Origin of the sequence: Streptomyces smyrnaeus (assembly GCF_017676345.1) — a bacterium.
GTDB lineage: Bacteria > Actinomycetota > Actinomycetes > Streptomycetales > Streptomycetaceae > Streptomyces > Streptomyces smyrnaeus.
On sequence record NZ_JAFFZM010000016.1, the window covers coordinates 194,438 to 215,602 of the forward strand.

Annotated in this window: 17 protein-coding genes; 6 read left to right on the top strand and 11 right to left on the bottom strand. The window is 70.8% G+C overall.

Going from position 1 to position 21,165, the window contains the following annotated elements; translation table 11 throughout:
• Window positions 1–4: 4 nt before the first annotated feature.
• The 3 genes from JW613_RS25220 to hemL all read right to left on the bottom strand — a co-directional run bounded on the left by JW613_RS25220 (window position 5) and on the right by hemL (window position 2,808).
• On the bottom strand, window positions 5–607 hold the full coding sequence (locus JW613_RS25220; protein ID WP_099883370.1) for a TlpA family protein disulfide reductase: 603 nt from the start codon (window positions 605–607) through the stop codon (window positions 5–7).
• Between the two features lie 93 nt (window positions 608–700).
• Window positions 701–1,357, bottom strand: a complete 657-nt coding sequence (locus JW613_RS25225) for a histidine phosphatase family protein (protein WP_245226274.1) — start codon at window positions 1,355–1,357, stop codon at window positions 701–703.
• Window positions 1,358–1,452: 95 nt separating this feature from the next.
• Window positions 1,453–2,808: a glutamate-1-semialdehyde 2,1-aminomutase gene (gene hemL / locus JW613_RS25230; RefSeq protein ID WP_209213197.1), complete on the bottom strand. Its 1,356-nt coding sequence runs from the start codon at window positions 2,806–2,808 to the stop codon at window positions 1,453–1,455.
• A 421-nt stretch (window positions 2,809–3,229) separates the two neighbouring features.
• On the opposite strand from hemL, the gene JW613_RS37065 reads away from it, so the two are divergent.
• Window positions 3,230–3,664 (top strand): hypothetical protein, encoded by a 435-nt coding sequence (locus tag JW613_RS37065; RefSeq protein WP_016472851.1) that lies wholly within the window; start codon window positions 3,230–3,232, stop codon window positions 3,662–3,664.
• A 128-nt stretch (window positions 3,665–3,792) separates the two neighbouring features.
• Here the strand turns inward: JW613_RS37065 and JW613_RS25240 are convergent, their stop codons facing one another.
• Window positions 3,793–5,589, bottom strand: a complete 1,797-nt coding sequence (locus JW613_RS25240) for a BCCT family transporter (RefSeq protein WP_209213198.1) — start codon at window positions 5,587–5,589, stop codon at window positions 3,793–3,795.
• A gap of 392 nt (window positions 5,590–5,981) precedes the next feature.
• On the opposite strand from JW613_RS25240, the gene JW613_RS25245 reads away from it, so the two are divergent.
• The 3 genes from JW613_RS25245 to JW613_RS25255 all read left to right on the top strand — a co-directional run bounded on the left by JW613_RS25245 (window position 5,982) and on the right by JW613_RS25255 (window position 9,390).
• Window positions 5,982–6,887 carry a hypothetical protein gene (locus JW613_RS25245; protein WP_209213199.1) on the top strand — a complete coding sequence of 302 codons (906 nt, stop codon included), beginning with the start codon at window positions 5,982–5,984 and terminating at the stop codon, window positions 6,885–6,887.
• A 246-nt stretch (window positions 6,888–7,133) separates the two neighbouring features.
• The gene (locus tag JW613_RS25250; RefSeq protein WP_209213200.1) at window positions 7,134–7,847 is read left to right on the top strand and encodes a DUF3558 domain-containing protein; all 714 of its coding nucleotides are present in this window, start codon (window positions 7,134–7,136) and stop codon (window positions 7,845–7,847) included.
• A 193-nt stretch (window positions 7,848–8,040) separates the two neighbouring features.
• Complete coding sequence (locus tag JW613_RS25255; protein WP_372448000.1) at window positions 8,041–9,390, top strand: DUF2637 domain-containing protein; 1,350 nt, start codon at window positions 8,041–8,043, stop codon at window positions 9,388–9,390.
• Window positions 9,391–9,493: 103 nt separating this feature from the next.
• Here JW613_RS25255 and lysS read toward each other — a convergent pair whose 3' ends face one another.
• Window positions 9,494–11,239: a lysine--tRNA ligase gene (gene lysS, locus JW613_RS25260; RefSeq protein WP_209213202.1), complete on the bottom strand. Its 1,746-nt coding sequence runs from the start codon at window positions 11,237–11,239 to the stop codon at window positions 9,494–9,496.
• Window positions 11,240–11,387: 148 nt separating this feature from the next.
• Between lysS and argS the strand changes: the two genes are divergently transcribed.
• Window positions 11,388–13,166, top strand: coding sequence for an arginine--tRNA ligase (gene argS, locus JW613_RS25265; protein ID WP_209213203.1), 1,779 nt, complete (start codon window positions 11,388–11,390; stop codon window positions 13,164–13,166).
• Between the two features lie 97 nt (window positions 13,167–13,263).
• Here the strand turns inward: argS and hemB are convergent, their stop codons facing one another.
• The 6 genes from hemB to JW613_RS25295 form a co-directional block, all read right to left on the bottom strand.
• On the bottom strand, window positions 13,264–14,265 hold the full coding sequence (hemB, locus tag JW613_RS25270; RefSeq protein WP_209213204.1) for a porphobilinogen synthase: 1,002 nt from the start codon (window positions 14,263–14,265) through the stop codon (window positions 13,264–13,266).
• Complete coding sequence (locus tag JW613_RS25275; protein ID WP_099886698.1) at window positions 14,262–15,914, bottom strand: bifunctional uroporphyrinogen-III C-methyltransferase/uroporphyrinogen-III synthase; 1,653 nt, start codon at window positions 15,912–15,914, stop codon at window positions 14,262–14,264. Before JW613_RS25275 ends, hemB begins: the two co-directional genes overlap by 4 nt.
• Before the next feature lie 86 nt (window positions 15,915–16,000).
• Window positions 16,001–17,011: a hydroxymethylbilane synthase gene (hemC, locus tag JW613_RS25280; RefSeq protein ID WP_209213205.1), complete on the bottom strand. Its 1,011-nt coding sequence runs from the start codon at window positions 17,009–17,011 to the stop codon at window positions 16,001–16,003.
• On the bottom strand, window positions 17,008–18,315 hold the full coding sequence (locus JW613_RS25285; protein WP_209213206.1) for a glutamyl-tRNA reductase: 1,308 nt from the start codon (window positions 18,313–18,315) through the stop codon (window positions 17,008–17,010). The genes hemC and JW613_RS25285 overlap by 4 nt, the downstream gene beginning before the upstream one ends.
• Window positions 18,312–19,124 (bottom strand): redox-sensing transcriptional repressor Rex, encoded by an 813-nt coding sequence (locus tag JW613_RS25290; protein WP_099883356.1) that lies wholly within the window; start codon window positions 19,122–19,124, stop codon window positions 18,312–18,314. Before JW613_RS25290 ends, JW613_RS25285 begins: the two co-directional genes overlap by 4 nt.
• Window positions 19,125–19,480: 356 nt before the next feature.
• Window positions 19,481–19,717: a glutaredoxin family protein gene (locus tag JW613_RS25295; RefSeq protein ID WP_099883355.1), complete on the bottom strand. Its 237-nt coding sequence runs from the start codon at window positions 19,715–19,717 to the stop codon at window positions 19,481–19,483.
• A 235-nt stretch (window positions 19,718–19,952) separates the two neighbouring features.
• On the opposite strand from JW613_RS25295, the gene JW613_RS25300 reads away from it, so the two are divergent.
• Entirely contained in the window at window positions 19,953–20,891 is a 939-nt protein-coding gene (locus JW613_RS25300; protein ID WP_185017823.1) for an HAD family hydrolase, read from the top strand.
• Window positions 20,892–21,165: the final 274 nt, after the last annotated feature.

Genomic DNA, 21,165 nt, shown 5'->3' on the forward strand with positions numbered 1-21,165 from the left:
GTGGTCACTTCGCGTCGATCAGGGGGGCGAGCGCCGAGCGCAGTTCCTTCTCGCTCAGTTCCTTCAGGGCCCGCACCGCGACCTTCCCGTCCTTGTCGAGGATCAGGGTGGAGGGGATGGCCTGCGGGGAGAGGGTGTTCTTGGGGAACTTGAGGATGAGCTTGCCACTGGGGTCGTAGAAGCTCGGGTAGTCGATGTCGTAGTTCCGCTCGAACGCCTTGGCGTTGGCCTTGTCCAGGTCTCGGGTGTTGATGCCGAGGAACTGGACACCCTCGTCCTTGGTGTCCCGGGCGACCTTGGCGAGGTTGGGTGCCTCGGCACGGCAGGGACTGCACCACGAGCCCCAGACGTTCAGCACGATGACCTTGCCCTTGTAGTCGGAGAGCTTCAGCTTCTTCCCGTCGACCGAGGGGCCGGTCAGATTCGGCACCGAGGTGCGCTCGTCCTTGGCGACCTTGGTGATCTGGCCCGTCCCCTGCACGAACTTGGTGTCGCCGGAGGACGAACCGGTCTGCTCGTCGCCGCAGCCGGACAGCAGCAGCGCACCGGCGGCGACCCCGGCGGCCAGCAGGGTGGTGCGGCGGCGGGAGGCGCGGGTCTGGCTCATGTGAAAAGTTTCGCATGCGCCCGTCGGGGATCTTTCGCGCCCCCCTCCCCCCTTGCCGACGCCCACCCGCGGCGGGGCCCCGGGCGGGAGCGATCAGGCGCCGGCGGCCCGGTTCTGGGCGCCGCCGCCCTTCTGGCGCTTGGCACCGGCCCGCAGATGGGCGGGCACCAGATCGCGGGCCGGCTCGGTGTAGCCGACGGAGACGATGCGGTCGCCGAGGAAGGTGAAGCTCGTCAGCGAGGCGAGCGTGCACTGGCGCCGGCGCGGGTCGTGCCACAGCCTGCGGTGCTCGACGAAGCTGCGCAGGATCCAGATGGGCAGCTGGTGGCTGACGCAGACGGCCTCGTGACCGCGCGCCGCGTCCTTGGCGCTCTCGATCGCACCCCGCATCCGTACGACCTGATCGATGTACGGCTCGCCCCAGGAGGGCCGGAAGGGGTTGCGCAGATGGCGCCAGTTCTCCGGGCTGCGCAGTGCCCCGTCGCCGACGCCGAAGGTCTTGCCCTGGAAGACGTTCCCGGCCTCGATCAGCCGCTGATCGGTGCCGACGTCCAGGCCGTGTGTCTTGGCGATGGGCGCCGCGGTCTCCTGCGCGCGCTCCAGCGGGGAGGCCACGACATGGGTGATGTCGCGGCGGTCCAGGTGCTCGGCGACCCGGTCGGCCATCCGGCGGCCCAGGTCGGAGAGGTGGTACCCGGGCAGCCGCCCGTAGAGGATGCCCTCGGGGTTGTGGACCTCGCCGTGCCGCATCACATGGACGACGGTGACGGTCTTGTCGGCGGCCTCGCTCCCGCCGTCGAACGCCGCGCCGTCGAGTCTCTCCTGTGCTCGGTCGATGTGCTCGCTCATGCCGGCACCGCCTCGGCCGCGGCGCGCGCTGCGGCGGGCAGCGCGTCGGCGATGCGCTCCAGGGCCCGCTCGTCGTGCGCGGCGGAGACGAACCACGCCTCGAACCCGGAGGGCGGCAGGTAGACGCCCTGGGCGAGCATCGAGTGGAAGAAGGCGGTGAAGCGGAAGGACTCCTGGCGCCGGGCCGCCGCGTAGTCGGTGACGCCGGCGTGGCCGAAGTCCCCGAAGAAGACGGAGAACATGCTGCCCGCCGTCTGCACCGTGTGCGCCACGCCTTCCTTGTTCAGCGCCTCGGTGGCCAGCTGCCGCACCTGGCGGGAGGCGGCGTCCACCACGGCGTGCGCGGCGAAGTCGTCGGCGGCCAGCAGCCGCAGCTGGGCCAGTCCGGCGGCGGTGGCGACCGGGTTCCCGGACAGGGTGCCCGCCTGGTAGACGGGGCCGGCCGGCGCCAAATGGTCCATCACGTCCTTGCGGCCGCCGAACGCGGCGGCCGGGAAGCCGCCGCCCATCACCTTGCCGAAGGTCATCAGGTCCGGGGTGACGCCGTCGATGCCGTACCAGCCGCGCGGTCCGGCGCGGAAGCCGGTCATCACCTCGTCGGAGATGAACAGCGCGCCGTCCGCCCGGCACAGGTCCTTCAGCCCCTGGTTGAAGCTCGGCCTGCCGTCGGCGGCGGGCAGCGGCGGAACGATGCCCATGTTGCCGGGGGAGGCCTCGGTGATCACACAGGCGATCTCGCGGGGGTACGCGGCGAACGCCTCGCGGACCGCGTCCAGATCGTTATACGGCAGCACGATGGTGTCGCCCGCCTGTGCGCCGGTGACGCCCGGGGTGTCCGGCAGACCGAGGGTGGCGACGCCGGAGCCGGCCGAGGCGAGCAGCGCGTCGACGTGCCCGTGGTAGCACCCGGCGAACTTCACCACCTTGGAACGGCCGGTGAAACCGCGCGCCAGCCGGATCGCCGACATGGTCGCCTCGGTGCCGGAGGAGACGAGTCGTACCTGCTCAACGGGGTCGATACGGTGCACGATCTCCTCGGCGAGCGCCACCTCGTCCTCCACGGGCGTACCGAAGGAGGTGCCGCGCTCGACGGCCCTGCGCACGGCGTCCGTCACCTCGGGGTGTGCGTGGCCGAGGATCATCGGCCCCCAGGAGCAGACCAGGTCGACGTACTCCCTGCCGTCCGCGTCCGTGAGGTAGGGACCGGAACCGGACACCATGAACCGGGGCGTACCGCCCACTCCGCGGAAGGCGCGGACCGGGGAGTTCACGCCTCCTGGCGTCACGGCGGCGGCGCGGTCGAAGAGCGACTGCGATACTGGGGCGCTGTACGAGTAAGTCACGAAAGCCATGGTGTCAGAGCCCGGTGTGCGGGGGCCTGGGGGCGTTTCACACTCCGCGGGGCGGGGAGGTCTCTGACACGATGATCGGGCCGCACGGGGACGGCTGTGCGGCCCGGATGAGCAGTCGGGTGGTGACATGCATCGCGGTGGCGGACTGGGAGAGGGGCCCGGCCCCTCGGAGACTGGCCCGGAGCGAGCCCAGGGGCGCCACAGGCGCACTGCGGCCGAGAGTGGAACCACGGCGGGGAGCGGCGCGAACAGCGGTACGGGGGACGGGGGAACGACGGGCGGCGGCACACCGTCCGAGAGCGGCACGGCGGGCGGCGCCACGAGCGGCAGCACCACCAGCGGCAGCGGGATCGTGCGGGGCGGCGGCCTCGCGGGCATCGGGAGCACGGCGAAGACCAGGAGCGGCAGGGGTGGCGGCCGAGTGGGGGTGACCTACAAGTACTTCGGGGCACCGGACGGTGCCACGGCCGCGCGCGTACCCATCTCGATGCGCCCCGAGGAACTGGGCGGGGACGAGCTGGGGCAGGGCATGTTCACCAAGATCAAGCCCGAGACGATGGCGGCGATGGTGCTGACGGGGATCGAGGGGATACCGCTGCACCGCGTACCGCCGCTCGAACTCGTCGTCCTGCACCCGGACTACGCGGTGGTGAAGCTCCCGATGACGGTCGTGGACCCGCTCCGCGGCGTCGGGGAGGAGACGGTCGGCGCCGCGGCCTTCATCTGGTCCACGGTCCCCGACCGCGCCGGACCGCAGGACGCCTTCAACGTCTACCAGCTCCTGCACCGCTGGCAGGACTTCTCCGACCGCCTGCACGAGGCGGGCCATCAGGCCTACTGCCTGGTCTGGCCGTAGCACAGCACCGCGTGGCGCCCCGGTGACGGGGGCGCCCGGGTGTACGACGCACACGACGGGCGCCCCGGCACCGGTGTTGTGCGGTGGCGGGGCGCCCGTCGTACGCGAGCCGGGCAGGATCCGCAGGCTCAGCCCTTGTTCCGGTCCGCTCCTGCGTCGTCCGAGTCGCCGGAGCCGTCCGAGCCGCCGGAGTCCTCCGCCGAGACAGCGGCGTCGGCGACGGCCTGGGCGACCTCCTCGTCCAGCACCTCGGCGTCCAGCTTCGGGGCGTCGGGGTCCACCGGGCCGATACGGAACTCGAACTCGCCGCCGTACTGCTCATGGGCGGCGACGACCGCGCTGCCCACGGCCTCCTCGCCCCGCTCGGTACGGATGATCAGCGGGTCCCGGCGCAGATCCTTGGTGAGCGCGATGCACAGTCCGACCATCACGATCGTGAACGGCACCGCCACCAGGATCGTGAGGTTCTTCAGCCCTTCGAGCGCTTCGTCACCACCGCCGCCGATCATCAGCATGATCGCGCCGACGGCGCCCGTGAGGACACCCCAGATGATGACGACTCCCCGGCCGGGCTCCAGCGTGCCCTTCTGGGAGAGCGTGCCCATCACGATCGAGGCGGCGTCCGCACCGGAGACGAAGAAGATGCCGACCAGGATCATCACGATGAGGCCGGTGACGCTGGCGATCGGGTACTCGTTCAGCACGTTGAAGAGCTGGGCCTCCTGGGTGTCGCCCAGCTGCACGCCGTCCGACTGCAGCTTCATGGCGGTACCGCCGAAGATCGAGAACCAGATGAGGCTGACGACGCTGGGCACCAGGATCACACCGCCGACGAACTGGCGGATGGTGCGTCCCCGGCTGATCCGGGCGATGAACATGCCCACGAACGGCGTCCAGGAGATCCACCACGCCCAGTAGAAGACCGTCCAGCCGGAGAGCCACTCGGCGACTCCCTTGCCGCTGCTGGAGTCGGTGCGCCCGATCATCTGGGGCAGATCCCCCAGATAACTGCCGATCGAGGTCGGGACCATGTTGAGCATCAGGATCGTCGGCCCGACGACGAACAGGAAGACCACCAGCAGCGCTGCCAGCACCATGTTGATGTTGGACAGCCACTGGATGCCCTTCTCCACGCCGGAGACGGCCGAGGCCACGAAGGCGACGGTCAGCACGGCGATGATGGCGACCAGCACACCGGTGCTGACCTTGCTCGCCCAGCCGGCCTGCTCCATGCCGCTGCCGATCTGGAGCGCGCCCAGACCCAGCGAGGCCGCGGAGCCGAACAGGGTGGCGAAGATCGCCAGGATGTCGATGACCTTGCCGAGACCACCGTTGGCCGACCGCTCGCCGATGAGCGGGGTGAAGACGGCGCTGATCGTCTGCCGCCGGCCCCGACGGAAGCAGCTGTAGGCGATGGCCAGGCCCACGACCGCGTAGATCGCCCAGGGGTGCAGCGTCCAGTGGAAGAGCGTGGTGGCCAGCGAGGTCTCCATGCGGGCCGCGTCGTTGCCCGGGTTGGTACCGGGCGGAGGCGCACCGAAGTGACTCAGCGGCTCACTGACCCCGTAGAACATCAGACCGATGCCCATGCCCGCGCTGAACATCATCGCGATCCAGGACACCGTCCTGAACTCCGGCTCCTCCCCCTCCTTGCCGAGGGTGATCCTGCCGTAGCGGCTGAAGGCCAGCCACAGCGAGAAGACGACGAAGCCGGTGGCGGCGAGCACGAAGGCCCAGCCTCCGTTGTGCATCGTCCAGCTCAGCATCTCGGACGAGACGTCGCCCAGGGAGTCCGTTCCGACCGCGCCCCAGATGACGAAGGCGAGCGTGAGGAGCGCGGTGACACCGAACACCAGCCGGTCGGTCTGCGGTCCCCGGGGCAGTCCCCCGTTGGAGGCGGGTGCCTCCTCTGTCTCATGCTTCACGTTTGTCTGTTGCCCCTTCCTCCGAGGGATCGGGGAGGCTCCGAACTGATGTAGGGGAGGCTCCCATGGTTCGGGGGGCCGCTACCCGACGCATAGGAAAATAGTCCGGCCGAAAACCCCTCTCCGAGCTGAGAAATCCCGCCCAACTACCCTGTTTCGCACAACCGTTGGAGCCGTCGGTCGGGACGCGACAGCCCGGGCGGGGAACCCCGGAAAGGTGACGGACCGGAAAAATCTGACTTCGCGCACCATAGAGGCCAGGCGACCGGACGTCCGAGCTGCGGGTGCGGTAGACATGTGCCGTCGCCCCGTCGGCGGAACGCCTTTGGGGCGTACCCCGATCCCGGTGACCCGGACGACCCGGAGGACGACCCCGAACGAGGAGGCCAGCCGTGCCGCGGAGGGCAAAGAGGTATGCGACGCGCGGGACATTCGCGTCGTACGCGACCAGCGCCGCACTGGCCCTCACCCTGGCCGGAGCCCTCACCGCCTGCACCGGCTCCTCCGGTCCCGACGACGGCGGGGACGGCAAGCAGGGCAGCTCCTCCGCCTCACCCTCGGCGGCGGCACCCGGCAAGTACGACACCCTCCCCGAGCCGTGCGGCACGGTCGCCGTCAGCCAGCTGCGCGAGATGCTCCCCGGTGCCGCGGCGGCCGAGGAAGAGGGCACCCCGGCCCCCAGCGACAGCGCCAGCCCCTACGAGGGCGAGGCGAGCGTCACCTACGACACCGACCGGCGGGTGGGTTGCCGCTGGAAGAGCGCCACCACGCTCAGCACCCGGCACCTGGCCGTCGACTTCGAGCGGGTGGTCTCCTACGACCCGGCCGTCAGCGACGACGAGCAGGCCGAGCGGCTGTACGCCAAGAAGGCGCGCAAGGCCGGTATCGCCGTCACCTCCGAGGGCTCCGCCTCGGGCAGCCCGTCCGGGAAGACGCCTGAGGGCCACGCCTCCCCCACCAACAAAAAGGGCAGTTCGGACGAAGGCGGCGACAAGGGCGGCTCCCAGGACCCGGAAGGCGAAACCGAGGAGAGCGCCTCCCCCACCCCGGACGAGGACCTGGCCCCCCGCGCCCTGGACGACATCGGTGACGCCGCCTACGTCGACGACAGCCTGCACACCGCGGACTCCGGCCTGCACCGGGACATCACCCTGGTCTTCCGGAAGGCCAATGTGATCGCCACCGTCGAGTACGACCAGTGGGTGACCGACAAGCACCGGATCCCCGACAGCCACGAACTCCAGGAGAAGGCACGCGAGCTCGCCGAGCAGCTCGCCGGGCGTTTCGAGGAGGACTGATCCCGCCTCGTCCGGCCCTGTGACGACTCCCACCACGGCGGACTCCCCCGCTACGCGGCAGACCCCGCTCGCGGGCCGCTCCCGCCGCGGCCGGCCCATGTGGCCAGTCCCACCTGTGGGCAGTCCCACGCTGTGGAAGGTGCCATGAAACGCCCACACCGCCCCAGGCGCCGCGTACCGTGCCGTCAGCACCGCGGCCACTTTCGGCTCGGCACAACTGGTGAAGACCCCGGAAGCGAAGGAACCATGCACCGTAACGCCCCGCGCAACGCCCCTCGACGGAGCAAGACCGTCAGGAACTCGCTCGCCTGTGCGGCAGTGGCGCTCCCCGTCCTGCTGGTCGCCGGCTGCTCCGACTCCGACCAGGACAAGGAGGCCGACAGCCCCTCGGCCTCCGCGAGCAAGTCCCCCACCGTGGCGCCCGCGAAGTTCAAGGAGCTGCCCGACTCGTGCAAGAGCCTGGGCAAGAAGACCGTGAAGGACCTGGTGCCCGGCACGGACAACGCCTCGGGCAAGCGCGTCGGCACCGGTGACACCAACGACTCCAACAGCTGCCTGTGGAGCGGGCTGGACAAGTACGACTACCGGCAGCTCACCCTCTCCTTCAAGCGTTTCGACTCCGACCCGGCGATCGGCTCCGGCGACAAGCGGGCCGCGGACTACGTCAAGCAGCAGGTCGAGGAGAAGACCGGCAACAAGGACAACAAGAAGCCCAAGCAGAAGCAGGTCTCGGGCATCGGCGACGACGCGGTCTCGGTCGCGTACGAGACCAAGAAGAAGGACGCCAAGGGCAAGTCGGAGGAGTACCGGGCCGAGCGCCTGATCGCCCGCACCGCCAATGTGGTGATCACCGTCGACTACGAGGGAGCGGGCTTCGAGGACGCCAAGAAGCCCGACGCCGACGAGGTGAACAAGCAGGCCGAGAAGGCGGCCGAGGAAGCGGTCAAGCAGATCAAGTAACCGCCCGCCGCCTTCCACCGCCGCATCGGAGCCCGGCCCTCCCCGTGGGGGCCGGGCTCCTGCGCGCATCCGCACCCGCAACATGTGCCAGGCTGGGCCCGCCAGTTTCCGAGGGTGGGGGACAACTCCTGTGCAGGGCGTACAACTGACCCGAATACACCGCATACTCATCGCCGTGGTGATCGCGGGTGCCATGGTGATCGCGGCGATCGGTTTCGCGGGTTCCTATGCGGCGGTCCGTGATCTGGCGGAACGGAAGGGGTTCGGGGCGTTCGCCCCCTTCTTCCCCATCGGCGTGGACGCGGGGATCGTCGTCCTGCTCGCCCTGGACCTGCTGCTGACCTGGATCCGCATCCCCTTCCCGCTGCTGCGCCAGACCGCCTGGCTGCTGACGGCCGCCACGATCGCCTTCAACGGCGCCGCCGCCTGGCCCGACCCGCTCGGAGTGGGCATGCACGCGGTCATCCCGGTCCTCTTCGTCGTCACCGTCGAAGCCGCCCGGCACGCCACCGGACGGGTGGCCGCCATCACCGCCGACAAGCACATGGAAGGCGTACGCCTCTCCCGCTGGCTGCTGGCCTTCCCCTCGACCTTCCGCCTGTGGCGACGGATGAAACTGTGGGAACTGCGCAACTACGACGAGGTGATCCGCATGGAACAGGACCGCCTCATCTACGAAACCAGACTGCGCGCCCGCTACGGCCGCTCCTGGCGCCGCAAAGCCCCCGTCGAAGCACTGATGCCCCTCAAACTCACCCGCTACGGAGTACCGCTGCACCGGACGGCACCCCGGGCGACGGCGCTCCCGGAGCCGGAGCCGATACCGATCGCGGACCCGGACGCCGTGCCGGGCCCGGTGGCCGGGCAGGACGTGGCCGACCGGGAACCGGCCCCTCATCAGACCGCGCACGGGACCGGCACCGAACCCGCCCACGAGCACGTGCCGACGCCCGAACCGGAGCCGGGGCCCGAGCCCGAGCCCGCGCCGGTGCCCGAGTCCGCGCCGACGCCGGAGGCCGTACAGCTGACCAAGGCCGTGCCCGTGCCGGAGGCCGCGCCGACGCCGGAGGCCGACACCGCGGCGGAGTCCGTGCCGCCCACCACCGAGTTCCCCGTACCCGTGTCCCCCGGCCGCTACCGCACCCTCGCCGTGCCCACCCCGGCCCGGGAACAGGAACTGTTCATCGAACCCGCCCCGCTCCGGCCGGAAGCGGAGGCCGAACCGGAACCGGAACCGGAGGCCGGGTACGCGGACCCGCCCGAGTACACCGACGCGCCGGGGTACGCCGACGCGCCCGATCTCGGTGACGAGCCCGTCGGGGTACCCGACGGGGTGCCGCGCGAGGAGTTCTACTTCTCCGCGTACCGCGAGTACGTCGCCTCGCACGGCGAGTTCCCGACGGCACGACTCCTCTCCCGCACCCTCTACGAGGGCTTCGGGGTCACCTCCGCGGACGGCAATCTGCTGAGCGAGACCTATCTCGGCGGGTACATGCGGGAGTTCAAGGACCGCTACAACACCGAGATGGGCCTCGCGGGCTGAGGCGGAGCGCCCCACCAGGGGCGCGGGGAACGGCGCGCGCAACCACCATCCATCCGCACCCCTCCGCGAGGAGCACCGCCCCAGCCCGGCGACCCGACCGGCGTCAGCCGCCGAGCAGCTTCCGCACCCGGTCCGCGCCGACCGCCAGCAGCAGGGTGGGCAGCCGGGGCCCGGTCTCGCGGCCGACCAGCAGCCGGTAGACCAGCGCGAAGAAGCTGCGCTGAGCGGCCTTCATCTCCGCCGTCGGCTTCGCGTCCGGCGCGAACCCCGCCCGCACCTTCGGTACGCCGTACACCAGCGAGGTCAGACCCTCCAGCGACCAGTGCTCGTCCAGTCCGTCGAGCAGCAGCCGCAGCGACTCGCGCTGCTCCTCGTCCAGCGAGGCCAGCAGCTCGGTGTCCGGCTCCTCGCGGACCCGGGTGCGCTGGTCGGCCGGGACCTGGGTGTTGATCCAGCGCTGTGCGCGATCCAGCCGCGGGCGAACCTCGTCCAGCGAGTGCACCGGGTGCTCCGGGTCCAACTCGCTGAGGATGCGCAGCGTCTGCTCCTCGTGGCCGCCGGTGATGTCGGTGACCGAGGCCAGCGTGCGGTAGGGCAGCGGGCGCGGGGTGAGGGGCAGCGGGCCCAGCGCGGTGGACGAGGCGCGGGTGTGCGCGGCGATGTCGGCGGGCTGCGCCGAGCCGTCGGCGATCTTGCGGCCGAGTGCGTCCCACTCGTCGTAGGTGCGCTGGATCTCCTGGTCGAAGGCGACCTTGAAGGACTGGTTCGGCTTGCGCCGGGCGTACATCCAGCGCAGCAGCGGCGCCTCCATGATCTGGAGGGCATCGGCCGGGGTGGGCACGCCGCCCTTGGAGGAGGACATCTTGGCCATGCCGCTGATGCCCACGAAGGCGTACATCGGGCCGATGGGCTGCTCGCCGCCGAAGATCTCCTTGACCAGCTGTCCGCCGACGACGAACGACGAGCCGGGCGACTGGTGGTCGACGCCGGACGGCTCGAAGACGACGCCCTCGTAGGCCCAGCGCATCGGCCAGTCGACCTTCCACACCAGCTTGCCGTGGTGGAAGTCGCGCAGCTCGACCGTTTCGCCGTGCCCGCACCGGCAGGTGTAGGACAGCTCGGTGGTCTCGTCGTCGTACGCCGTGACGGTGGTCAGGTCGCGGCCGCAGACGGTGCAGTAGGGCTTGTACGGGTAGTAGGCGGAGCCCGATCCGGCGCCCGAGCCGTCGTCCTCGGCGGCGGCGCCCGAGCCCTCGGCGGCCTGGACCTCGGCCGCGTCCATGGAGGCACCGGGCTTCTGCTGCTGCTTCTTGCCGCCCTTCGCGCCCTTCTCCAGCGTCCGGTAGCGGTCGAGCACGGCGTCGATACGGGCGCGCTCGCGCATCGCGAAGAGGATCTGCTCGCGGTAGGCGCCCGAGGTGTACTGCTCGGTCTGGCTGATGCCCCGGTACTGCACGCCCAGCTCCAGCAAGGACGCCTCCATGGCGGCCTTGAAGTGCTCGGCCCAGCTGGCGTACGGGCTGCCGGGCGGCGCGGGCACGGCGGTCAGCGGGCGGCCGATGTGCTCGCTGAAGGACTCGTCCACGCCCTCGACACCGGCCGGGACCTTGCGGAACCGGTCGTAGTCGTCCCAGGACAGAATGTGCTCGCACGGGACGCCCCGGCGCCTGATCTCGTCGGCGACCAGGTGCGGCACCATCACCTCGCGCAGGTTCCCCAGGTGGATGGGGCCCGAGGGGCTCAGTCCGGACGCGCAGACCACTGTTTTCAGACCGCGACGTTCCGCCTCTGCGATGACCTCATCGGCGATACGGGAGACCCAGTCGGCCTCATGGGTGGTCTGAGCCACGTCCGGCACTTCCTTCTCGTTCTTCTCGGGGGACTCTTCAAGCCTGCGGGCCCATTGTCCCACCCCCGGAACTCGGCGGCGGTCCCCTGTGCGCGCGTGGGATACTGGGCCCCGTATCCAGCCACCCCGACGGAACGGTCAGCACTTCATGGCTACGGTCCCCTCTCTCGCCGCTACGGTCCACCAGCGTGTCTCGGACGCCCTCTCGGCAGCGCTGCCGGAGGCGGCCTCCGCCGACCCGCTGCTGCGACGCAGCGACCGGGCGGACTTCCAGGCCAACGGGATGCTGGCGCTGGCCAAGCAGCTCAAGGGCAATCCGCGGGAGCTGGCCGCCAAGGTCACCGAGGCGCTGCCGGCGCACGACGAGAACGCGGTGATCGCCAACATCGAGGTTTCGGGCCCCGGCTTCCTCAACATCTCCGTCGCCGACAAGGCGATCATGGAGAACCTGGTGGCGCGGCAGCGGGACGAGCGCCTGGGCGTGCCGTACAAGGACGATCCGGGCACCACGGTGATCGACTACTCGCAGCCGAACGTGGCCAAGGAGATGCACGTCGGGCACCTGCGTTCCACCGTGATCGGCGACGCGATCGTGCACCTGCTGGAGCACCGGGGCGAGAAGGTGATCCGCCGCCACCACATCGGCGACTGGGGCACCAACTTCGGCATGCTCATCCAGTATCTGATCGAGCATCCGCACGAGCTGGACCACGAGTCGGACACGGCGGGCGCCAAGGACGCCGGTGAGGCCGCCATGGCCCGGCTCAACCGGCTGTACAAGTCCTCGCGCGCCCTGTTCGACTCCGACGAGGACTTCAAGTCCCGCGCCCGGGACCGGGTGCCCGCGCTGCAGGGCGGCGACCCGGAGACGCTGGCGCTCTGGCACAAGATCGTCGACGAGTCGAAGACGTACTTCCAGGGCGTCTACGACCAGCTCGACGTGGAGATCCGGGACCCGGACATCGTCGGCGAGAGCGCCTACAACGACGACCTCCAGCAGGTGGTCAAGGACCTGGAGGAGTCCGGTGTGGCCGTCCGCTCCGAGGGCGCGCTGTGCGTGTTCTTCGAGGACGTCAAGGGCCCGGACGGCACCCCCACGCCGCTGATCGTCCAGAAGTCCAACGGCGGCTTCGGCTACGCGGCCACCGACCTGGCCGCCATCCGCAACCGCATCGGCGAGCTGAAGGCCGACACCCTGCTGTACGTGGTGGACGCCCGGCAGTCGCTGCACTTCCGGATGGTCTTCGAGACGGCGCAGCGCGCGGGCTGGCTGCCCGAGGGCGCGGCGCGGCAGCTGCCGTTCGGCACCGTACTGGGCAAGGACGGCAAGCCGTTCAAGACCCGCGAGGGCGAGACGGTACGGCTGGTCGACCTGCTGGACGAGGCGGTCGAGCGCGCGGCGGCCGTCGTACGGGAGAAGGCCGACGAGAGCGTCGGCGAGGACGAGATCCAGCAGCGGGCGCAGCAGGTGGGCATCGGCGCGGTCAAGTACGCGGACCTGTCCAACTCGATGACCCGGGACTACGTCTTCGACCTGGACCGGATGGTCTCCCTCCAGGGCGACACCAGCGTCTACCTGCAGTACGCCTACGCGCGGGTCAACTCGATCTTCCGCAAGGCGGGCGAGCTGGAGCCGGTGCCGCGCCCCGAGTTGGAACTGGCCCCGGCCGAGCGGGCGCTGGCCCTGCATCTGGACGCGTTCGGGGACACGCTGGTGACGGCGGCCGACGAGTACGAGCCGCACAAGGTGACGGCGTATCTGTACGAACTGGCCACGCTCTACAGCCGGTTCTTCGAGAACTGCCCGGTGCTCAAGGCCGACACCCGGGAGCAGACCGAGAACCGGCTGTTCCTGTGCGACCTGACCGCCAAGGTCCTCCACCAGGGCCTGGCGCTGCTGGGCATCCGCACCCCCGAGCGGCTCTGACAGCTGCTCGGGCACGGCCGCTCAGGCTCCTGCCGTACGCATAAAAGGGGCGCCGTCCGCTCGGCGGACGGCGCCCCGGTTGCGTTGCCGGATCGGTTCAGCGCCGTGCGCGCAGCAGCCCGGCGGCCTCCGTCGCCCAGTATGTGAGGATCATGTTCGCCCCGGCGCGGGTGAAGCTCGTCAGCGTCTCCAGGATGGCCGCCTCGCGGTCGATCCACCCCTTCTCCGCGGCGGCCTCGACCATCGCGTACTCGCCGGAGATCTGGTAGACGCCGACGGGGACCTCCACCCGCTCGGCGAAGTCCCGCAGGATGTCCAGGTACGGCAGCCCCGGCTTGACCATCACCATGTCCGCGCCCTCGGCGAGGTCGAGCGACAGCTCGCGCAGCGCCTCCCGGGCGTTGGCCGGGTCCTGCTGGTAGGTCTTGCGGTCGCCCTGCAGCGAGGAGCCGACGGCCTCCCGGAAGGGCCCGTAGAACGCGGAGGAGTACTTGGCGGTGTAGGCGAACACCGCCACGTCGGTGTGCCCGGCCTCCTCCAGCGCGGCGCGCACGTGCGCGATCTGGCCGTCCATCATGCCGCTGGGGCCCAGCACATGGGCGCCCGCCTCGGCCTGTACGCGGGCCATCTCGGCGTACCGCTCCAGCGTCGCGTCGTTGTCCACGCGGCCGCCGGCGGTCAGCACCCCGCAGTGGCCGTGGTCGGTGTACTCGTCCAGACACAGGTCGGACATGAGCACCAACTCGTCGCCCACCTCGGCCCGGACGTCGCGCAGCGCGACCTGGAGGATGCCCTCCGGGTCGGTGCCCGCGCTGCCCTGGGCGTCCTTCTTCGCGTCGTCCGGCACGCCGAAGAGCATCAGTCCGCCGACGCCCGCCTCGACGGCCTCCACGGCGGCCTTGCGCAAGGTGTCGCGGGTGTGCTGCACGACCCCCGGCATCGAGCCCACCGGCACCGGCTCGCTGATGCCCTCCCGCACGAAGGCGGGCAGGATCAGATCGGCGGGCCGGGTGTGGTGCTCGGCGACCAGGCGGCGGATGGCCGCCGTGGAGCGCAGCCGCCTCGGCCGGGCCGCCGGGAAGCTGCCGTACGTGCTCATGATGTGCGTGCCCTCCTCCTGGCCGGGCGCTTCTCGCTCGGCCGCTTCACCTGTTCACCCGCCTCGACGGCGGCGGCTCGGCGCTGGGCGCCGAAGTCGGCGAGCGCCTCGGCCAGCTTGTGCACCGACGGCTCGGGCGACATCACATCCACCCGCAGCCCGTGCTCCTCCGCGGTCTTCGCGGTGGCGGGGCCGATACAGGCGATGACCGTGACGTTGTGCGGCTTGCCCGCGATACCGACCAGGTTCCGCACCGTGGACGACGAGGTGAACAGCACCGCGTCGAACCCGCCGCCCTTGATGGCCTCCCGGGTCTCGGCGGGCGGCGGCGAGGCGCGCACCGTGCGGTAGGCGGTCACGTCGTCCACCTCCCAGCCCAGCTCGATCAGGCCGGCCACCAGGGTCTCGGTGGCGATGTCGGCGCGCGGCAGGAACACCCGGTCGATCGGGTCGAAGACCGGGTCGTAGGGCGGCCAGTCCTCCAGCAGCCCGGCCGCCGACTGCTCGCCGCTGGGCACCAGGTCGGGCTTGACGCCGAACTCGATCAGCGCGTTCGCCGTCTGCTCGCCCACCGCCGCGACCTTGATCCCGGCGAAGGCCCGCGCGTCCAGCCCGTACTCCTCGAACTTCTCGCGGACCGCCTTGACGGCGTTGACGGAGGTGAACGCGATCCACTCGTAGCGGCCCGTCACCAGGCCCTTGACCGCGCGCTCCATCTGCTGCGGCGTGCGCGGCGGCTCCACGGCGATGGTCGGCACCTCGGCCGGTACGGCGCCGTAGGAGCGGAGCTGGTCGGAGAGGGAGGCCGCCTGCTCCTTGGTGCGGGGCACCAGGACCTGCCAGCCGAACAGCGGCTTGGACTCGAACCAGGCCAGCTGCTCGCGCTGGGCCGCGGCGCTGCGCTCACCGACCACGGCTATGACCGGCTGCCCGCCGTCGGCGGAGGGCAGCACCTTCGCCTGCTTGAGGGCCTGGGTGATCCCGCCGAGCGTCGCGGTGAAGGTGCGCTGCCGGGTGGTCGTCCCGGCCAGGGTGACGGTCAGCGGGGTGTCCGGCTTGCGGCCGGCGGCCACCAGCTCACCCGCGGCGGAGGTGACCTTCTCCAGCGTGGTGGAGACGACGACGGTCGCGTCGCTGACCCCCAGCTCGGTCCAGCACCGGTCGTCCGCCGTGCTCGCGTCCACGAACCGCACGTCGGTGCCCTGCGCGTCGCGCAGCGGCACCCCGGCGTACGCGGGCACGCCCACAACGGCGGCGACACCCGGTACGACCTCGAACGGAATGCCCTCGTCGGCCAGGGCGAGCATCTCGCGGGCGGCGTCCGAGTCCAGCCCGGGGTCCCCCGCGACCGCACGGACGACCCGCCTGCCGGCGCGTGCGGCGGCTATGGCAGACTCGCCCGGGTCGAGGGCTGCATCGTCGGCCGCTGCGCTGGCAGTTGACGTCTCATCAGTCACGGCCTGCAGCGGTGTGTCCACACCTGGACGGGTATGGGCACGTACGACGTCGTACACGCGTGGGTCGGCGACGAGGACGTCGGCCCGCCCCAGCGCCTCGACGGCGCGCAACGTCAGCAGCCCCGGGTCTCCGGGCCCGGCACCCAGGAAGGTGACGTGTCCGTGTGCACCGTGCAGGTGCTGTCTGTTCACGACTGCCGTCTTCTGTGCGGTGCTCGACTTGTCGGCGCGCGCTGTGCCTGGCTTGTCGGCGCGCGACCTGTCGGCGGCGGTGGGGCTCAAAGTGCTCGCTCCCCCATCAGACCGGCCGCACCCTTGGCGAGCATCTCCTCGGCGAGTTCCTGGCCCATGCGCGCGAAGGGCGCAAGGTCGGCAGAACCGCCGTCGGACGCCGGTGCGGGACCGGTGGTGGACAACTGCACCAGCGTGCGACCGTCGGTGGTGCCGACGACGCCGCGCAGGCGCATTTCAGTGACAACCTGCCCCTCGACAAGCAGGTCGGCCAGCGCCCCCACAGGTGCGCTGCAGCCGGCCTCCAAGGCGGCGAGCAGGGTTCGCTCAGCGGTGACGGCCGCCCGTGTGCACGGGTCGTCCAACTCCGCGAGCTGTGCGGCCAGGTGCGTGTCGGACGCCACACACTCGACGGCCAGTGCCCCCTGTCCGGGGGCGGGAAGAACCTGGTCGGGCTCGATCAGTTCGGCGGCCTCCTCGTCGAGGCGACCGATGCGCTCGAGACCGGCGGCGGCGAGCACGACGCCGTCGAGCTCACCGGAGCGCACGTACCCGATCCGGGTGTCGATATTCCCCCGGATCGGTACGGTCTCGATCTCGACCCCGAGGGTACGCGCCCAGGCGTGCAATTGCGCCATCCTGCGGGGCGAGCCCGTGCCGATACGCGCGACGCCGGGCGCACAGGCGCCGATCAGCGCCTCGAAACCGAGCCCGTCCCGGCCCACCAGCACATCCCGGGCGTCGGCCCGGGCAGGCACGGCGGCCAGTGCGAACTCCGCCGGCTGGGTCGTCGGCAGATCCTTCAGCGAGTGCACGGCGAAGTCGATCTCACCGCGCGCAAGCGCGTCCCGCAGCGCGTTGACGAACACCCCGGTGCCGCCGATCTGCGCGAGCTGCTCCTTGCTGATGTCCCCGTACGTGGTGATCTCCACCAGCTCGACGGGCCGCCCCGTGCGCCTGCGCACCTCCTCGGCGACCAGCCCGGACTGCGCCATCGCGAGCTTGCTGCGGCGGGTGCCCAGCCTCAGTGGGGGGTTGGCTGTGGCGTCGGTGTTCATTGCCGCTCCTGTTCCGGATTGCTGACAGCGGCGACCGCCTGCGGGTCGAGGTCGAAGAGTTCACGCAGCGCGTCGGCGTACCCGGCACCGCCGGGCTCGCCCGCGAGCTGTTTCACGCGCACGGTCGGCGCGTGCAGCAGCTTGTCCACGACACGGCGCACGGTCTGCGTGATCTCCGCGCGCTGCTTGTCGTCCATACCGTGCAGCCGCCCCTCCAGCCGCGCCATCTCACTGGCGACGACATCGGCGGCCATGGTGCGCAGCGCCACGACGGTCGGCGTGATCGTCGCCGCCCGCTGCGCGGCGCCGAACGCGGCGACCTCCTCGGCGACGATGCGGCGGACGGCTTCCACGTCCCCCGCCATCGGCGCGTTCGCCTCGGCGTCGGCCAGCGACTCGATGTCCACGAGCCGCACTCCGTCGATGCGGTGCACCGCTGCTTCGACATCGCGGGGCATGGCGAGGTCGAGCACGGCCAGGGCGGAGGTGCGCCCGCGCACCGCGCCCTCGATCTCGGCGGCGCCCAGCACCAGGCCCGCGGCACCGGTGCAGGACACCACCACGTCGGCCGAGGCCAGCTCCTCGGCGACGGCGGCCATCGGCAACGCCCTCGCCCCCAGGCTCTCCGCCAGCCGCTGGGCCCTCTCCAACGTCCGGTTGACGATCACCAGTTCGCCCACACCGGCGCGCGCCAGCGTCACCGCGGCGAGCGAGGACATGGATCCGGCGCCGATCACCAGCGCCCGGCGTCCGCGTACCCACGCGTCGACAGCCGCTCCCTGGGCCAGCTGTTCGAGGCCGAAGGTCACCAGCGACTGCCCGGCCTTGTCGATACCGGTCTCCGAATGGGCGCGCTTGCCCACCCGCAGGGCCTGCTGGAACAGGTCGTTCAGCAGGCGCCCGGCGGTGTGCTGCTCCTGGGCGACGGCCAGCGCGTCCTTGATCTGGCCGAGGATCTGCCCCTCGCCCACGACCATCGAGTCGAGCCCGCACGCCACCGAGAACAGGTGGTGCACGGCCCGGTCCTCGTAGTGCACGTACAGATACGGAGTGAGCTCCTCCAGCTCCACTCCGCTGTGCTGGGCCAGCAGCGTCGACAGCTCGGCGACACCGGCGTGGAACTTGTCGACGTCCGCGTACAGCTCGATCCGGTTGCAGGTGGAGAGCACGGCGGCCTCGGCCGCGGGCTCGGCCCCCAGGGTGTCCTGCAGCAACTTCCCCCGGGCCTGCGGGGCCAGCGCCGCCCGCTCCAGCACGCTGACCGGTGCGCTGCGGTGGCTCAGGCCGACGACGAGCAGGCTCATGCCGGCATCACGGCGGGCAGATCCCCGTCAGTTCCGGACTCGGGAGGGCGCTTGGTGACGGCCACGGCGGGCGGCGCGGCGGGCGGCGCCGTGTCCGCCTCGGGGCCCTCCCCCGGTCTCCGGCCGGGAGGCGCTCCCAGCTCCTCCCCCGCCTTGCGCTGCTCGTGGAAGGCGAGGATCTGCAGCTCTATCGACAGGTCGACCTTGCGTACGTCGACCCCTTCGGGGACGGACAGCACGGTCGGTGCGAAGTTGAGGATGGAGGTGATACCGGCGGCGACGAGCCGGTCGCACACCTGCTGGGCCGCGCCGGCCGGGGTGGCGATCACCCCGATGGACACCCCGTTGTCGGAGATGATCTTTTCCAGCTCGTCGGTGTGCTGGACCGGGATGCCCGCGACGGGCTTCCCGGCCAGACCCGGGTCGGCGTCGATCAGCGCCGCCACCCGGAAGCCGCGTGAGGCGAAACCGCCGTAGTTGGCGAGCGCCGCGCCGAGATTACCGATACCGACGATCACAACCGGCCAGTCCTGGGTGAGGCCCAGCTCGCGGGAGATCTGGTAGACGAGATATTCGACGTCGTAGCCGACCCCGCGGGTGCCGTACGAACCCAGGTAGGAGAAATCCTTGCGCAGCTTGGCCGAATTGACGCCCGCCGCGGAGGCCAGCTCCTCCGAGGAGACCGTGGGCACCGAGCGCTCGGACAGCGCGGTGAGTGCCCGCAGATACAGCGGAAGACGGGCGACGGTCGCCTCGGGGATCCCTCGGCTCCGACTCGTCGCCGGACGGTGATTTCGGCCAGTTGCCACGGTGCTCCTGCCGGTTGCGCGAAGCGGTGAGCGGTCGTATGTGAGGCACTCTCCCGGACCGCTCCGTCGCGCCCAGGCTATGCCTTTGTGAACGCGTGCACAAAGATTGTGTCCGGTTTGTCCGGCCAACGTGACCGGCGCCACAGGCACCAACGGGGACACCCGGCCACACTCCTCACGTATACGCCCCCGGACGGCAAAACGCCCTCGATACTAATCGAAACGAACTCGAACCCTGACCACATTCCCACTGGACAAGCCCGCCCTCGGCGGTCCTTGAGCGGAATTCGAGCGGCCGCGGAAGAGTCACGCGCCGGGCACGTATACGGGTACGTACGGCGGGTGTCGGCGGCGCGTCACCCGGTGAGCGCGCTACGGAGACGTTCGGGGTCGACGCGCCAGAAGTCGTGCTGCTCACCGTCGACCAGCACCACCGGGATCTGCTCCCAGTAGAGGCGGTAGAGCTCCGGCTCCTGGTTGATGTTCTTCTCCTCCCAGGTGGCGCCCACTTCGTCGCACACCCGGACCACCACGTCCCGCGCCACGTCACACAGATGGCATCCGGGCTTTCCGATGAGGGTCACAGTCTTCATCCCTCCATTCTCCAGCCCACCCGCCGCCGAGCCCGAATCCCCGACGGACCGGCCGCCCACCGCCACCACCCCCGGCCGTTCACCGCCACCACACCCCCGGCAACCCACGCGCAACCGCCTGACCTCACGCTGCGATCCCCGGGGGCAACCCCCGGACCCCGGCCGTTCACCGCCACCACACCCCCGGCAACCCACGCGCAACCGCCTGACCGAACAGACTGGCTATGCTCGCGGCATGGCCCTTCCTGCATGGCTCACCTCTCGCAAGCGCTCGGCGACCGCGCGCAGCGTGCTCGCAGGCGAGGCGGCCGCCGAAGCGGCGCGCAAGCAGGAGCAGGAGCTGGCGGCAGCGGGGCGGGAAGGCGCGGAGGGCGCCTGGGAGGCGGAGTTCCCCGTGGCGGGGGACGTGCGCGCTGCCGCCTTCTTCGACCTGGACAACACGGTCATGCAGGGTGCCGCCCTCTTCCACTTCGGCCGCGGCCTCTACAAGCGGAAGTTCTTCCGGAAGCGCGAACTGACCCGCTTCGCCTGGCAGCAGGCGTACTTCCGGCTGGCCGGCTCCGAGAACGCCGACCACATGCAGGACGCCCGGGAGAGCGCGCTGTCCATCGTCAAGGGGCACCGGGTCTCGGAGCTGATGGCGATCGGCGAGGAGATCTACGACGAGTACATGGCGGGCCGCATCTGGCCGGGCACCCGGGCGCTCGCGCAGGCGCATCTGGACGCGGGACAGAAGGTGTGGCTGGTGACGGCGGCGCCGGTGGAGACGGCGACGATCATCGCGCGCCGGCTGGGGCTGACCGGCGCGCTGGGCACGGTCGCCGAATCGGTGGGCGGTGTCTACACCGGGCGGCTGGTCGGCGAACCGCTGCACGGACCGGCGAAGGCGGAGGCCGTACGCGCGCTGGCCGCGGCCGAGGGGCTCGACCTGGACAGGTGTGCTGCGTACAGCGACTCGGCGAACGACATCCCGATGCTGTCGCTTGTCGGTTATCCGTATGCGATCAATCCTGACAGTCGTCTTCGGGCGCATGCTCGTGAAATGGGCTGGCGACTGCGGGACTACCGCAGGGGCCGCAAGGCGGCCAAGGTGGGCATCCCGGCGGCGGCCGGGGTCGGCGCGCTGGCGGGCGGTGCGGTTGCCGCCGCCGCGGTCCAGCGCCGTCGCCGCTGACCCTCCTCACTAGGGCCGCCGTCCGCGCACCCGCGGCGGGCAACACCCGTGGCGCGTCCGGCGTGTGCCGCCGTGGACGGGGCAATCCAGCAGTGTTACCCGGCGCTCCCGGCCGGCAGTCACGGTCTGCTCGGTCGGGCGGAACACATCAAGTAGGCGTCAGATTCAGCCAGGAAAACGATCAAAAACTGTCCTCGATTCGTACCTGAATGCGGCTTCAATCCGTAACGGAACGAACCGAAGCGACGTTTTTGGCAACTAGGTGTAGCGCAGC

Bases quoted from the DNA above. Each gene is read 5' to 3' on its own strand.
- JW613_RS25220 (WP_099883370.1), bottom strand. From the start codon at position 607: ATGAGCCAGACCCGCGCCTCCCGCCGCCGCACCACCCTGCTGGCCGCC.
- JW613_RS25225 (WP_245226274.1), bottom strand. From the start codon at position 1,357: ATGCGGCACGGCGAGGTCCACAACCCCGAGGGCATCCTCTACGGGCGG.
- hemL (WP_209213197.1), bottom strand. From the start codon at position 2,808: ATGGCTTTCGTGACTTACTCGTACAGCGCCCCAGTATCGCAGTCGCTC.
- JW613_RS25250 (WP_209213200.1), top strand. From the start codon at position 7,134: ATGCACCGTAACGCCCCGCGCAACGCCCCTCGACGGAGCAAGACCGTC.
- JW613_RS25255 (WP_372448000.1), top strand. From the start codon at position 8,041: ATGGTGATCGCGGCGATCGGTTTCGCGGGTTCCTATGCGGCGGTCCGT.
- argS (WP_209213203.1), top strand. From the start codon at position 11,388: ATGGCTACGGTCCCCTCTCTCGCCGCTACGGTCCACCAGCGTGTCTCG.
- hemB (WP_209213204.1), bottom strand. From the start codon at position 14,265: ATGAGCACGTACGGCAGCTTCCCGGCGGCCCGGCCGAGGCGGCTGCGC.
- hemC (WP_209213205.1), bottom strand. From the start codon at position 17,011: ATGAACACCGACGCCACAGCCAACCCCCCACTGAGGCTGGGCACCCGC.
- JW613_RS25285 (WP_209213206.1), bottom strand. From the start codon at position 18,315: ATGAGCCTGCTCGTCGTCGGCCTGAGCCACCGCAGCGCACCGGTCAGC.
- JW613_RS25295 (WP_099883355.1), bottom strand. From the start codon at position 19,717: ATGAAGACTGTGACCCTCATCGGAAAGCCCGGATGCCATCTGTGTGAC.
- JW613_RS25300 (WP_185017823.1), top strand. From the start codon at position 19,953: ATGGCCCTTCCTGCATGGCTCACCTCTCGCAAGCGCTCGGCGACCGCG.